This is a genomic window from Candidatus Binatia bacterium, from assembly GCA_023150935.1.
Classification (GTDB): domain Bacteria; phylum Desulfobacterota; class Binatia; order HRBIN30; family HRBIN30; genus JAKLJW01.
Map to the genome: position 1 here is coordinate 17,163 of JAKLJW010000030.1, position 13,890 is coordinate 31,052.

The following is a 13,890-nucleotide window of genomic DNA, read 5'->3' on the forward strand; positions in this document are numbered from 1 at the left end:
GGCCTGGAGACGGCAGCGGCGGCACCGGGAGTTGCCCGGCCCGAGCGTCGGTGGGGTCGATTTCATTGATGTTCTTCCGTTTCACCGGCGAGACCGCAGCTTGCAGCGGCGGTCTCGCCGGGCGGGGCGGAGGTCGTCGACATCCCGCTACGCCGGGTTGGTGGCGAAGAAGGCGTGGAAGCTATCGCCGGGGACGAGGTCGCGGCTGCGCGCGGCGACGAACCCGGCTTCGCGCATCTGATCGACCAGCTCTTCCGGGGCGGGCAGACGCCCGCAGCGTTCGGTACCGGCGCTCCAGATGTCGAGGCCGATGGCAGCCGGTCCGCCGCCACTGCACGTGGTCGTCAGCAGCAACTTGCCGCCGGGCTTGAGCAGCGCGCGGGCATGACGCAGCAAACCGACCCGTTCGGCGACCGGAAAGTAGTAGATGTTGTTGTGAAAGGTGACGAGATCGAAGGTTCCCTCGGCGGTCTTCTTGCGGACGTCGAGGTTGTCGACGTGGGCGCGATTGGCCAGACCCCACTGCAGCAGATTCCGGTTGGCGAACTCGGCGACCTCGGCCTGGAGTTCGAGTCCGAGGGCGGTCAGATCGGGGTTACGCTCGGCCGCATATCTAATGTACGTGCCGGAGCCGGCTCCCACTTCGAGCACGCGCATGGGGCCTCGGCGCGGGACGACCTCGTCGATGGCTTCATGAACGAAGGGCCTCACCAGTGGCGAAGAGCGGGCGATCAGAATGCCGTCCTGATCGGCGAGCGTGAAGCGGTCGCCGCGGGCGAGGCGTTCGGGCGTTTCGAGGATCAGCCGGTGGTGCAACGTGCCCACCTCTTCGAGGATGGCAACGATCGCATCGTTCTTGGGCAGGGCGAGATGGCGGGCCAGAAAGCCGCCGAGCGAGTAACGATCGTCGGTGCAGCGCAGTTCGCCGACGCGGACCCCGAGCTCGAGCCACTTGCGCAACCAGTCCTGATCTTTGGGATCGCCGACCATGTCGCGCGTCAGATCGGAGAAGGTCGCGGGTCGTGCCGCCAGTCGCTTGAGCAAGCCTGCCCGGAAGGCGGCGATCAGCCACACTAGGCGGTAGTAGGGATTCATCAGACGCATGGCGCGCAACAGGAGGAGCAATTGTCCCTTGCGCAGAACCTCGACAGCCGTACGTGCTTTCATGACTCTTCCTCCTTATCGACCTCTGCGGTCGGATCGTTTCGGCGTTTGCGACGACGGATTACGGGAGGGAGCGGGCGCCAGACCCTGCATCTGCAGCTCGATCGCGCGCCGCAGCGCCAGGTCCGTCTGCTGCCGATCGGGCAAGCCGCCACCCAGCCAGGCCTGGACGTGGAAAGCGTAGTGGGCAAAGAAGGCGAGAACCTGATCGGCGGTCTCGACGTCCGCCCGCAACTCGCCGCGGGCCTTTGCGCGTTCCACCAGGCCGCCAATGCGGTCAAGGAACTCCTGGGTCAGAGCGACCATCTCCGTGGGTTCGCCGGTGCGGTAGAAGAACTCGCCGGCGATCACCGTCGCCAGGGCCGGATTACGGGCGTAGAAATCCAGAAAGCGCCCGAACACCTCCATCAGCGCCTCCGGTAGAGGCAGGTCGGACTGCGCCCGCGCGGTACCCTCCTCCAGCATCGAGCGCGCCTCGTCGCGAAAGACGAGGAAGAGCAACTCGCGCTTGTCGCGGGCGTACAGGAACAGCGTGCCGGTGGCGATGCGCGCCCGCCGGCAAATTTCGCGGGCGGTGGCACCCTCGAAGCCCTTCTTCGCAAACAGATCGCGGGCCGCCCGCTTGATCCGCGCGAGCTTGTCCTGCTTGTTGCGTTCGCGCAGTCCCATCGGCGCCGGCGCGGTGGATGTCATCGCTCGCTCCATAACTGAACACGTTCATTTCTATACGCGTTCATTTTTTATTGCAAGCCCGCCGCAAGCGATTTCTTCGGTGCCGGTCCGCGGCGGTAACGACGACTCGGACGGGGCCGGGGATTTCCCTGGGGCGATCAGGGGAGTTCGATGCCGCGATGCGCAGCCGCTCCGGTGCGCGGACGTGCGGCCGAGGGAAAGCGTCGCGCCTCGCGACCGGACATGCCGCGCAAGCCCTCCTCGTGGCCTGTCGTGCAGAGATCCTGGGGGTTGTGCGGGTCGGCCCGCGCCGCGGGCGGGCGTCTCTTGCAGACGGGAGTCAGCCGGCGGCGCGACTGCCGGCGCGTGGCGTCAAGCGGTGCTCGTCGGCGTTCCGGAAGTCATCGACCCGGGCCGGGCGTCGGCCGCGCGCCGTCACTCCTCGAACGTATTGCTGCGGGCAATAGCGCCCATCCAGTCGGCGCTCGCCTTCGGCGTGCGGCGCTGCGTGTCCCGATCCACGGCCACCAGACCGAACTGCGGCCCGTAACCGAACAGCCACTCGAAATTGTCCATGAGCGACCAGTAGAAGTAACCGCGCACATCGATGCCGTCGCGCAGACATCGCGCCACGCCGCGCAGGGCGCGGCGCACGTATTCGATGCGCTGGGCGTCGTCGGTGGTGCCGATGCCGTTCTCGGTCACGTATATCGGCACGCCGGCTACGGAGCTGGCGTAGCGGATGGTCGCTTCAAGCGCCTCGGGCCAGAACTCGTATCCCATGATCAGCGTCGGCACACCGGCCTCGGGCTCAAGCGCGCCGTCGGGGCCGAACCGCACCCTGCTGTACGTCTGTACGCCGACGAAATCGTCGCCGCGAGCCAATTCGAGGAACGGATCGAACGTCTCAGCCCTGGCGGCATCGCGCCGAGACTCGCCACCGGGTACGGCCTGATAATCCTGCATCGCCAGCGTGACACCGACCGGGAAGGCGCCTGGACCGGACTTGAGCACGTCTCGGGAGCGGGCGTGCGCATCGAGCATCGTATCGCGCAGCTTCAGCGGATCGCCGAGCAGAAACGGTCCGAAGCGGTCGAGCGTCGACCCGGCCCTTGCGGCGGCGGTGGAGACGAACGGCGCTACCGCCTTCAGTCCCCCCGGCGGCATGACCCGGGAGATGGCCAGCGTCGCCGTCAGGTTCGCCTCGTTGATCGTGTAGGCCGTATCGATCAGGTCGCCCAGATGGCGCACGGCGCGCTCGCAGAAACGCAGGAAGCGGTCGACGTTGGCGCGGTCTTCCCAGCCGCCATCGGCGGTAAACCACAGCGGCGAAGTGAAATGATGGAAGGTCACGCAGGCTTGCAGTCCGTGTTCCTTGCAGCCGGCAAGCATCCGCCGGTAGTGATCGAGCGCGGCGAGCGAGAAGTGACCCTCGACAGGCTCGATGCGCGCCCACTCGATGGAGAAGCGATAAGCGCCGAAGCCGAGCTGCTTGAGCAGCACCAGGTCCTGGGGGTACCGGTGGAAATGATCGCAGGCGTCGCCGGAAGGTTCGCGGAATAGCGTCTCCGGCGTGTGTTCGAGCAGCCAGAAATCGCAGCCGACGTTATTGCCCTCCACCTGGTGCGCCGCGGTCGCGGTGCCCCAGACGAATCCCTCCGGAAACGTGTACGTCATGGAGCACCCGTGCCACGCTGCCCGGCGCAGTGCAAGCCGCGCCGCCGGTGAGCCCGCCGTCGCAAACCCTCTCCCCGTACGATTTGGCCGACCGGCTCGCAGGCCGGCGCAACCGAGCGCTTTACGCCTGTGCGCTGGGGCGCTGCTTGAAGCTCTCGTACCAGCGCGCGAGGTTCTTCAACGACGGATCGATCTCGACGCCGGCAAAGGCGGCGAAGTCGAGCGACGCCAGCAACGTGCAATCGGCAATGGTCGGCCGATTGCCGGCCGCAAACGGTTTCTGGCCGATCTCGGCGTCGAGAACTTTCAGGTTTGCACGCAAGCGACCGACGGCATTCTCTGCCGCTTCGGCGGACTGCTTGAGCCGTCCCGCCCAGAACGGGTGCGTATTCTGGAAGACGCCGGCGACGTTCCACAGCACGCCGAGTTCGGCGATCCGTTCCAGACGGCGCACGCGTGCCCGCTCCAGCGGATCGGAGCCGATCATCGGCGGATTGGGGTGCAACTCCTCCAAGTACTCCATGATGGCCAACGACTCGGTGAGAACCGTCCCGTCATCCAGTTCGAGCACCGGCAGGCCGCCGAGCGGGTTCTTCTTGAGGAACTCCGGGGAACGATTCTGTCCCGTGATGATGTCGACCTGCTCGACCGGTACCTGAATACCCTTCTCGGCAAGGTAAACCCGCACCCGCTTCGGATTCGGCGCCAGAGCGAAATCGTAGAGCTTCATAGGTTGACCCCTCATGTTCGAGAATGGCCGGAGATTATACGGCCACGAAGGGGAGTCAATGAGGGCCCGGTGGGCGTCTGCCCGCTCGGGTCTTCGTCTTCTTCGAGCGGTGGGTACCCCAGAGATACGGCGCACCGGCCGGGTGTAACCTTTTGCGTGCCTGCGGCGTGAAGCGGTCAGAACGTCGGAGCTGGAATCGCATAGGAGGCCAAGGTGGCACAGACTGAGGATCGAGCGGACGTGTTGGTCGTCGGGGGTGGTCTGGCCGGGTTGGCAGCGGCGGCTTACGTGGCAAGGAGCGGTTTATCGGCGATCGTGTGCGAACGGGCGCCGTCGCTGGGCGGGCGGGCAGCCACCCATGGAACCGATGCGTTTCGCTTCAACCTCGGGCCGCACGCGCTGTACCGGGCGGGTCATGCCAGGGCCGTCCTGGCGGAACTCGGGGTCGCCTATAGTGGCGGCGGGCCGCGCGCGTCAGGTGGAATCGCCGTCGATCGAGGTGTCGCCCACGCCCTGCCCGGTGGGTTCTTCTCGCTGGTAACGACCGGTCTATTCGGGCTGGGCGCCAAGTTCGAGGCCGCCCGGTTTACGGGTGCCCTGGCGGGCATCGACCCTGAGCCCCTACAGGGCGTGCCGGTGGAAAAGTGGTGCGAATCGACGATCGATAACGGCGAAGTGCGCCGGTTGGCGATGGCGTTGATTCGCCTGACCAGCTACGCCAACGACCCCGCTCGGATGAGCGCCGGAACGGCCATTGCGCAGATGCAGATGGCGCTGAAAAGCGGCGTTTCCTACCTCGATGACGGGTGGCAGACGCTGGTCGATGGGTTGCGTGCAGTGGCCGTGGCGGCCGGCGCGCGCGTGCTCACCGCGGCGCGGGTCAACGCGGTGGAGGACGACGGCCGGCGCCGCCGCGTGCGGCTTGCCGGCGGCGAGACGGTGCTGGCCGACGCAGTCATCATCACCGGCCCCCCGCATGCTGCCGCCGCGATGGTAACCGGCCCGGGGTCGGACGCGCTACGGGGCTGGGCCGAGGCTGCCGTGCCGGTCAGGACGGCCTGCCTCGACGTGGGGTTGTCGCGCTTGCCGCGTCCACACGTGACTTTTGCGCTGGGGATCGATCGACCGCTGTATTTCTCAGTGCACTCCGCCGTGGCTCGTCTGGCGCCCGCGGGCGGGGCGCTGATTCATGTGGCGAAGTACCTCGACGGGCGCACGGATGACGTGAAAGCCGACGAACGCGATCTCGAGGTTTTGCTCGACCTCCTTCAGCCGGGCTGGCGTGAGGCGGTGGTCGAGCGGCGATTTCTACCCAACATGGCGGTTGCCAACTGGTTGCCCACCGCGGCGAGTGGCGGTACGGCCGGGAGGCCCGGCCCGGAAGTGCCCGGCGCGGACAACCTGTTCGTCGCCGGCGATTGGGTGGGTCCGGAGGGCCTGCTCGCCGACGCCAGCCTGGCCAGCGCCCGGCGCGCCGCCCGACTGGCGGTGCGCCACTGCCAGCCGGCGACCGCGGCGGCGTAGCGACGCGGGGTTGAGAGCCGACGGCTTTCGGCGCAAAGTAAGGTCCCTTACGGACTGCCCATGTCTGGTGAGATTGCCGATTACGCCGCGTTGTTCGATGCCGAGCGCCGCTTCGTCTGGAGTCTGTGCTACCGCATGACCGGCAATGCCGCCGACGCGGACGAGCTGGTTCAGGAGACCTTCGTACGGGCGATGGAATCCCCGCCCGCACGCACGAGCGAGCCGTGGCGCCCGTGGCTGGTGCGGGTGGCGATGAACCTGTCACGCGACCGCCTGCGGCGGCGCCGGCGCGACGGCTACCGCGGCAACTGGTTACCGTCGCCGATCGAGACCGACGAAGCCGGGGCGTTGCCTGCATACGAGCTGCCACCGGAGTCCGGCAGCCCGACCGAAGGGCGGTACGAATTGATCGAGAGCGTGTCGTTCGCCTTCCTGCTGGCGCTCGAAGCGTTGCCCCCGAAGCAACGCGCAGTGTTGCTGTTGCGGGACGTGTTCGACTACTCCGTGCGCGATACGTCCGACGCTCTCGGGATGTCCGAAGCCAACGTGAAGACGGCCCACCACCGCGCACGCCGCGCCATGGCGGCGTACGACCGCGAGCGTTGCGTACCGACGCGACACCTGCAGGAGCGCACCCGAGACGCGCTACAGCGCTTCCTGGTGGCGGTCGCCGCGCACGACGTGCCGTCGATCGAGGCCCTGCTCGCCGACGACGTGCGCAGCGTGAGCGACGGCGGCGAGTACGCCTCGGGTCACCGCCCGGTCATCGGACGGGAACGGGTCACGCGCCTCGTCCTCGGGTTGCACCGCAAACGCCCGGTAGCTCGCTTCGACCTGCGAACGATCAATGGCCTGCCCGCGATTATCGCCGACTTCGGCCATTATCGGCCGCGTCTGGCGCCGCGAGGAGTGATCCGCTGCGATATCGACCGGGAGGGACGCATTACCGCGCTCCACACCGTACTCGCGTCGCGCAAGCTAACTGCGATGCCGCCGGCAATCGCCGGTGGGTCCGCGGCGACGCGGCGGGCGCCCGGAGGACCGGATGTCTGAGCTGCCATGAGCGAGGCATTACGGCGGGCGGTTCGAGAGGCCAATCACACTCGCTACCGGGCGGGGCAGTCGGCGGGCCACTACGAAAGCTTCTTTCTCAGGGCCAATCACCCGGCGCGACCGCTGGCGTTCTGGATCCGCTACACGCTCTTCAGCCCCGCGGATCGGCCCGCGGACGCGCTCGGCGAGCTGTGGGCGATCTACTTCGACGGCGAGTCCGGCGGGCACGTCGCGGTCAAGAAAGAGGTGCCTCTCGGCACCTGCAAGTTCGACCCGACCGGCCTGGCGGTCGACATCGACGGCGGCCGGCTCGATGGCACCCGAGCGGTTGGCGCGGTGGGCAGTGGCGGCCGTAGCCTGGAGTGGGACCTTGCTTTCCGCGGTGCGGCGCCGCCGCTGTTTCTGCTGCCGCTCGCCCTTTACGACGCCCGGCTTCCGCGCGCGAAGAGCCTGGTGGGGAAGCCGCTGGCGGTGTTCGACGGCAGGCTCGGCGTCGAAGGACGAGCCGTGGAAATCGCGGGGTGGGTCGGCAGCCAGAATCACAACTGGGGGAGCCGGCACACGGATCACTACGCCTGGGGACAGGTGGCCGGCTTCGACAGCCATCCCGACAGTTTTCTGGAAGTGGCCACCGCGCGGCTGCGGTTGGGGCCGTTGTGGACGCCGCCGATGACGCCCATCGTCTTACGCCATTGCGGCGAGGAGATCGCGCTCAACGGCCTCGCGCAAACCCTGTGGGCGCGGGCCGGCGTGCGGTACTTCGAATGGACGTTCCGTTCCGAATCGGCACGCTGGCGCATCGACGGACGGATCGCCGCTCCCCGCGCGTCGTTCGTCGGCCTCCGTTACTACAATCCGCCCGGTGGCACCAAGTACTGCCTGAACAGCAAGCTGGCCGCGTGCGAACTGACGGTGACCGACAGGCAAGCGAGAGGCGCCGCGCCGGAGCGGCTTTCGACCGACCACCGCGCCGCCTTCGAAATCCTCACCGACGACGCTACCGGACACGGTCTGCCGCTGGCGGTCTAGCGCGACCGGACAGGACCTGCCCGCCATCGTCGACCGGGGCTCCGCCCGCCGTGGGCCGTGGGCCGTCACGGCGCAGAGCCGTCAGTAACCCTGCACGGCCCTGGCCTTGCGGAACTGCTCCCAGCCGGGCGGTTTGGTGTTGAGATCGCGATCGACCTGTACGTGTATCACCGCCGGCTTTTCCGACTTCACGGCGCGCTCGAGGGCTGGCTGGAGCTGATCGACCTGGTCGACGCGCTCGCCGTGGCAGCCAAGGCTCTGGGCCATCAGGTCGTAGCGAATCGGGGTGAGCTCGATACCACGACCAGCCCAGTCGGCGGGGCCGAAGCCCCCTCCGACAAAGGCGGTCTTTTCCATGCCCCAGGCGTCGTCGACGGCTACGAGCACGACAATCGGTACGCGCTCGCGGGCGGCGGTTTCGAGTTCCATGGCGTTGAAGCCCATGGCACCGTCGCCGGTGATCAGGCACACGGGGCGATCCGGAGCGGCAAGTTTGGCGCCGATGGCCATGGGCAGACCGGTGCCCAGGTAGCCCATCTTCACCGAGTATATGAAGCTGTTGGGCTTCAGAATGGGATGGAAAGCGACGCTGATCAACGTCGTGTTGCCGCCGTCGAGCACGGTGACGGTATCGGGCGGAAAGAACTGGCGCACACCCATGACCATGTGGCCGGGATTGACTCCCGTCGAGCCGGACTCGCCGAGATAGGCCATGCCATGCACCATCGTCTCGGCGCTCTTCGCGCGGTAGTCGGCAAGGCCGGGAACTTCGCTGCGAGGTTTCGTCTGCTTTCGCACGGCGGCCAGCAGGGCGGCGGTTGCCGCTTTGGCGTCGGCGACGATGGCGAGGTCGACGGGCCGGTTGATGCCGATCGACATCGGGTCGGCATCGATCTGAATGGTCTTCTGCCGCGCCGGGTCTCCCCAGACCGGCGGGAGTCCCCAGGCGTCGTATTCGCCGAGCCGGCAACCAACGACAAGGACCACGTCGGCCTCGCGACGGGCCATGCCGGCACCGTTCATGTCGAACGGGTGAAAGAACTGAGGGTGGTCTTCCGGAATCACGCCGCGTCCGCCCATGCTGGTGCTGATGGGAGCGCCAAGGTATTCGCCCAGCGCCGTGACCTCGGCGCCGGCGTCGGCCCAGTGCGCACCCTTGCCGGCATGGATGTATGGACGTTTCGCCCCGGCGAGCAGTTCGGCCGCCCGCGCGATCGCCGCCGGGTCGCCGGCGCCCATGTGCGTGACGCGATAGCGCTCGGCGGGATAGATCGGCGGCAGCTTATCTTCGTCGATCTGCTCCAGCAGGACTTCGTCGGCGATAGCGAGAAACGCCGGTCCCGGACGGCCGGTCATCGCCGCGCGGAAAGCCGCACGCACCATTTCCGGGACGCGTTCCCACTGTCGAATGGTGGCGGCGTACTTGGTGATCGGACGGGCCATGCTTTCGGTGTCGGCGGCCTGCCACGCCCCGCCGCGGTTGGGGTCGGTTTTCATCCGCGAACGGGTGGCGGCAATGGCGACGATGGGATGGCCTTCGCCGTGCGCGCTGACCACGCCGGCGAGCATGTTGCCGGCACCGCACGCCGGGTTGCCGATGACCACTGCGGCGCGCCGCGCGACCCGGGCATACCCCTCGGCAATGTGAGCGGCAGCTTCTTCGTGGTGAGTGTTGACGTAGCGGATGCCGTACTTCGGCGTGTGCACGACGATCGGGATGTGGGCACCGTCGATGATACCGGCCATGAAGTCGACGCCCTCAGCCTTGAGGCAGCGGACGAGTAATTCGCCTACGGTGATCTTTGCCATAGCCCTCTCCCATGAACCCTCACGCCCGCAGAGTCAACCGAGTTGCCGTGGCGGTCTGCCCGCGCGTCCTTGCGCGAGCCGCGGGCCGCAATTACCATCCGCACTTCACCGCGCCATGACAAAGAAGAAGGTCTACCTCCAGAGCCTGGGGTGCCCCAAGAACCTGGTCGACAGCGAGGTCATGCTCGGTCTCGTGGCCAGAGACGGCGGCGAAGTGGTTCTCGACCCGGCGGCGGCCGACGTCCTCATCGTCAACACCTGCGGATTCATCGGCGACGCGAAGCGCGAGTCGATCGACGCGGTTCTGGAGCTGGCACGCCTGAAGCGTGAGGCCCCGGAAAAACGGCTGGTGGTGAGCGGATGTCTGGTGCAGCGTTACGGCAGCGAGTTGCAGGCGGCAATGCCCGAAGTCGACGCATTCCTCGGCACGGGCGACTTCACTCGGCTGCCGGAGTTGCTGGCGGGAGCGCGCTTCCCCGACGCCAGTGCGTATGGCGGCGCGGCCCATGTGTTGCCCGACCTGACGGTTCCGCGGGTACGGACAGGACAGTTCTTCAGTGCCTATCTAAAGGTGTCCGAGGGTTGCGATCACCGGTGCAGCTTCTGCATCATCCCGAAGATTCGCGGACGGCACGAAAGCCGCCCGCTTGAGGCCGTGGTGGCCGAAGCCACGGCACTGGCCGACGACGGCGTCGTCGAGTTGAACCTCATTGCCCAGGACCTGACTGCTTACGGACGCGACCGCGGGGACGGTACGACACTGGCCCGGTTACTGCGTGCCCTGTGCCGCATCGAGGGGCTGCGCTGGATCCGACTGCTGTACAACTACCCCCGTTACATCACCGCAGAGCTGCTCGACACGATCGCGACCGAGGACAAAGTGTGTCCATACATCGACATGCCCTTGCAGCACGTGAGCGACTCGGTACTGCGGCGCATGCGTCGCGAGCGAGACGGTGCGGCCGTGCGCGCCCTGCTGCGGCGTATCCGAGGGCGGCTTCCCGGGGTGGCGATACGCACCGCGTTCATTGTCGGCTTCCCGGGCGAGACCGAGGCCGACTTCGACGCACTTCTCGAGTTCGTGCGGGAGGCGCGGTGCGCGCGGGTGGGTGTGTTTCGATACTCGCGCGAGGAAGGCACTGCCGCGGCCGCCCTGCCCGATCAGGTTCCCGCAGCGGTGGCGCGGCGGCGGTACGACCGGCTGATGCGGACGCAAGCCGGAGTCGCCCGGGAGTTGAACCGCAGTCTGGTAGGGAGCGTGCAATCGGTACTGGTTTGCGGAGACGACGAGCAGGGGCGGACGTACGGCCGGTTGCCCACGCAAGCCCCGGAGATCGACGGGGTCGTCTACCTCGCGGGAGGCCGGGCACCGGCCGGCGCAATCGTCAAAGTGGCGGTGACCGGAGCGGGCACTTACGACCTCGCCGGCAGAGTAACCGACCAGGCGAAAAGCGGCATTGACATGGGTGATCAATCTCTTTATCTTCCGCGGCCTTCATAAGGACAGACGATGCGCAAGGCCGTGTTGAAACAAGCCCAGGAAAAACTCCTTGCCATGCGCCGCCAGGTCCTGCGCGAGATTTCCGAAGATCTCAAGCAGGGGCGGGAAGGCAGCAAGGAAGAGGGTATGGATACTTACGACCTGGCCAGCGAAGAGCGCGACCGGGAGATAAGTTTCATTCTGACCGACCGCGACCGCGACAAGGTACAGGCCATTCAAGACGCTCTCGAACGCGTCCAGGAGGGCACCTACGGCATTTGCGAGAGTTGCGAAATGGAGATCACGCCGGGTCGTCTCAACGCCCTGCCCTTCACCCGGCTGTGCGTAAGTTGCCAGGCCGAACACGAAAAAGAAATGAAGACCCAACGCCGGTACGAAGACGACCGCACGTACCGTAAACTCGGGACGACCGACGTCGACGAAGAAAACACCTGACGCACGGTTGAAATCGAACCAGCACCTCAGGGCGACTGCACGGGGCATCTTCGACGCCGCGGTGGCGGCGGTTGACCCGACCCGGCTGGTGGCGCGCTGCCTGCGGCGCGAGGGCGAGACCGTTCACCTGGAGGTTGACGGCCGCGAGTTGACCAGGTGGACAGGACCGACCGCGGTCATCGGAGCCGGCAAAGCGGCCGCCCGCATGGCTGCCGGGTGCGAACTGACCCTCGGAACGGCCGGCCTGCGCGGGCGGGTTGTCACTGCGGACGGCTGCGCCGTTCCGCTGCAGGTCATCGCGACCGAAGAAGCCGGCCATCCGTTACCGGACCGGCGCGGGCTGGCGGCAACACGGAGGATAATCGACTGCCTGAGCGCGGCTAGCAACGGCGCAGTGCTGTGCCTTGTCAGCGGGGGCGCATCGAGTCTGCTGGTCAGCCCGCGCCCGCCGCTGACCCTCGACGATAAGATCGCGACGACCCGGGCACTCCTCGAGTGCGGTGCCAACATTGGCGAGGTCAGCGCGGTGCGCAAGCATCTGTCGGCCGTGAAGGGCGGCGGTTTACTGAGGCAGACCGTGTTGCCAGTGGCGGCGGTGCTGCTGTCGGACGTTCCCGGCGATGACCCGAGTACCATCGGGTCAGGGCCCGCCGCACCCGATCGGACGACGTTTGCCGAAGCGCTGGCGATACTGAATCGGTACGGTGTCGTGGATCGGGTTCCGCTTGCAGTAGCCGACCTGCTTCGGCGCGGAGTCGCTGGACAGGCGGAGGAATCGCTCAAGCCCGACGACGCCGCGGCGGCGCGTGCGGTCAACACGGTCATAGGTTCTAACCGAACTGCCCTGGACGGGGCATTGCGCGCCGCCCGGGCGGACGGATGGGATGCGGACGTGGACCCCGAGGTCATGGTCGGCGATACGACGGCCGCGGCGGAGGTTTTTGGCGACCGAATCCTGGAACGCCTCGGGCGCCCGCGGGCGCGTCCCCTGTGCCTGCTTGCCGGGGGCGAGACGACGGTGCGGGTGCGGGGTACCGGGCGGGGCGGGCGCAATCAGGAATTTGCGCTGGCCCTAATCGAAACGCTGGCGGGACGGCCGGTGACGGTACTGAGCGCGGGCACCGACGGTATCGACGGCCCGACGCCGGTAGCTGGGGCATATGTCGACGGCACATCGCTGGAACGGGCACGGGCCCGTGGCCTCGAACCGACGACGGCGTTGGCAAACAACGACTCGCACACGTTTTTCGCCGCCCTGGACGACTTGCTGATCACCGGGCCCACGGGAACCAATGTCATGGATATCAAGATTGCCCTGTTGCCCGCCGGTCCTGCCTGCCTGGAATGCCCTTCCCCGCCCCGGTTCCAGGTCTGATTTCTCGCCCCGGAGTCGTGAGTTCATGGCCGTCGCTCAGGGCTACATCAGCGAGATTTTCGTCTCCTTCCAAGGCGAGGGTGCCCACGTGGGGCGGCGTCACCTATTCGTACGCTTCGGCGGCTGCAACTTGCGGTGCGTCTATTGCGACACACCGGCCAGCCTGGAACGGGGTCCGGAGTTCACCGTTTATCGCGGCGACGGCACCGCCGTACGGCACCCAAATCCGGCTGCGCCGGCGGACCTCGCATCCATTGTGACCGACCTGCTGGCGTCCGAGGCGCCGGTGGCGGCAGTGGCGGTCACGGGCGGCGAACCTCTCACCCAGACGGACTTCCTCGCCGCTTTTCTGAAAACGGCGAGGCTGCCGGTCCCCGTGCTGCTCGAAACCAGCGGCGTGCTGCCGCGGCGACTAAAAGAAGTGTTGGGGCTCGTTGACATCGTGAGCATGGACATGAAACTGCCCTCGAACACCGGCGAACGCGCATTCTGGGGCGAGCACGCGGAATTCATCGAGCTGGCGAGTCGACGCGAGGTATACGTCAAGATCCCGGTCGATGCTTCGACAGCAGACGAAGATGTCATCCGAGCCGCACACCTGATTCGCGATGCCGGCCGGCCGATAGAGGTGTTTCTGCAGCCGATTCTCGACGGAGAGAATCGACCGACGATCGATCCAGGACGTCTTGCGGCGTTTCATGCGTCGATCCATGCGATTGTGCCGGCGGTACGCGTACTGCCCCAAACTCACAAGCTGCTCGGAGTACGGTAGGTTCTCCCGGTTCGGGACGGCGTTTCGCGACCGCTCGAGCTTCGCGCCGGGCGCCGGCAGACCGCGTGGAGCGCTGGCGCCAGGGGTGTGCGGCAGTCATGGCGGTCCTCGAGCGGACCTCCATCGATTGCGCGGCGGGGAGCAAATGC

At 67.0% G+C, this 13,890-nt stretch carries 12 protein-coding genes and 1 pseudogene; 8 read left to right on the forward strand and 5 right to left on the reverse strand.

Annotated features, from left to right (window positions below):
- Positions 1-147 precede the first annotated feature (147 nt).
- From L6Q96_16460 to L6Q96_16475, 4 genes are all read right to left on the reverse strand, one after another.
- Positions 148-1,167, reverse strand: coding sequence for a class I SAM-dependent methyltransferase (locus tag L6Q96_16460; protein ID MCK6556149.1), 1,020 nt, complete (start codon positions 1,165-1,167; stop codon positions 148-150).
- A gap of 12 nt (positions 1,168-1,179) precedes the next feature.
- Positions 1,180-1,857: a TetR/AcrR family transcriptional regulator gene (locus L6Q96_16465; GenBank protein MCK6556150.1), complete on the reverse strand. Its 678-nt coding sequence runs from the start codon at positions 1,855-1,857 to the stop codon at positions 1,180-1,182.
- A 414-nt stretch (positions 1,858-2,271) separates the two neighbouring features.
- A complete protein-coding gene (locus L6Q96_16470; GenBank protein MCK6556151.1) occupies positions 2,272-3,513 on the reverse strand; it encodes a family 1 glycosylhydrolase in 1,242 nt (413 codons plus the stop codon).
- Positions 3,514-3,634: 121 nt separating this feature from the next.
- Positions 3,635-4,243 carry a glutathione S-transferase family protein gene (locus tag L6Q96_16475; protein ID MCK6556152.1) on the reverse strand — a complete coding sequence of 203 codons (609 nt, stop codon included), beginning with the start codon at positions 4,241-4,243 and terminating at the stop codon, positions 3,635-3,637.
- Positions 4,244-4,456: 213 nt separating this feature from the next.
- Here L6Q96_16475 and L6Q96_16480 point away from each other — a divergent pair, with 213 nt between their 5' ends.
- Genes L6Q96_16480 through L6Q96_16490 form a run of 3 tightly spaced genes read left to right on the forward strand, consistent with a single transcriptional unit; the run spans position 4,457 to position 7,849 of the window.
- Positions 4,457-5,767 carry an FAD-dependent oxidoreductase gene (locus L6Q96_16480; GenBank protein MCK6556153.1) on the forward strand — a complete coding sequence of 437 codons (1,311 nt, stop codon included), beginning with the start codon at positions 4,457-4,459 and terminating at the stop codon, positions 5,765-5,767.
- Positions 5,768-5,827: 60 nt separating this feature from the next.
- Complete coding sequence (locus L6Q96_16485) at positions 5,828-6,820, forward strand: sigma-70 family RNA polymerase sigma factor (GenBank protein MCK6556154.1); 993 nt, start codon at positions 5,828-5,830, stop codon at positions 6,818-6,820.
- 6 nt (positions 6,821-6,826) lie between these two features.
- Positions 6,827-7,849, forward strand: a complete 1,023-nt coding sequence (locus tag L6Q96_16490; protein ID MCK6556155.1) for a hypothetical protein — start codon at positions 6,827-6,829, stop codon at positions 7,847-7,849.
- A gap of 81 nt (positions 7,850-7,930) precedes the next feature.
- On the opposite strand, the gene L6Q96_16495 is transcribed toward L6Q96_16490, so the two are convergent.
- Positions 7,931-9,658, reverse strand: coding sequence for a thiamine pyrophosphate-binding protein (locus L6Q96_16495; GenBank protein ID MCK6556156.1), 1,728 nt, complete (start codon positions 9,656-9,658; stop codon positions 7,931-7,933).
- Positions 9,659-9,773: 115 nt separating this feature from the next.
- On the opposite strand from L6Q96_16495, the gene rimO reads away from it, so the two are divergent.
- From rimO to L6Q96_16520, 5 genes and pseudogenes are all read left to right on the forward strand, one after another.
- On the forward strand, positions 9,774-11,159 hold the full coding sequence (gene rimO / locus L6Q96_16500) for a 30S ribosomal protein S12 methylthiotransferase RimO (protein MCK6556157.1): 1,386 nt from the start codon (positions 9,774-9,776) through the stop codon (positions 11,157-11,159).
- Positions 11,160-11,168: 9 nt separating this feature from the next.
- Positions 11,169-11,594: a TraR/DksA family transcriptional regulator gene (locus L6Q96_16505; protein MCK6556158.1), complete on the forward strand. Its 426-nt coding sequence runs from the start codon at positions 11,169-11,171 to the stop codon at positions 11,592-11,594.
- Positions 11,595-11,682: 88 nt separating this feature from the next.
- Positions 11,683-12,279 (forward strand): annotated as a pseudogene (locus L6Q96_16510) (glycerate-2-kinase family protein).
- A 339-nt stretch (positions 12,280-12,618) separates the two neighbouring features.
- Positions 12,619-12,969: a hypothetical protein gene (locus L6Q96_16515; protein MCK6556159.1), complete on the forward strand. Its 351-nt coding sequence runs from the start codon at positions 12,619-12,621 to the stop codon at positions 12,967-12,969.
- Positions 12,970-12,994: 25 nt separating this feature from the next.
- Positions 12,995-13,741 (forward strand): 7-carboxy-7-deazaguanine synthase QueE, encoded by a 747-nt coding sequence (locus L6Q96_16520; protein MCK6556160.1) that lies wholly within the window; start codon positions 12,995-12,997, stop codon positions 13,739-13,741.
- Positions 13,742-13,890 lie beyond the last annotated feature (149 nt).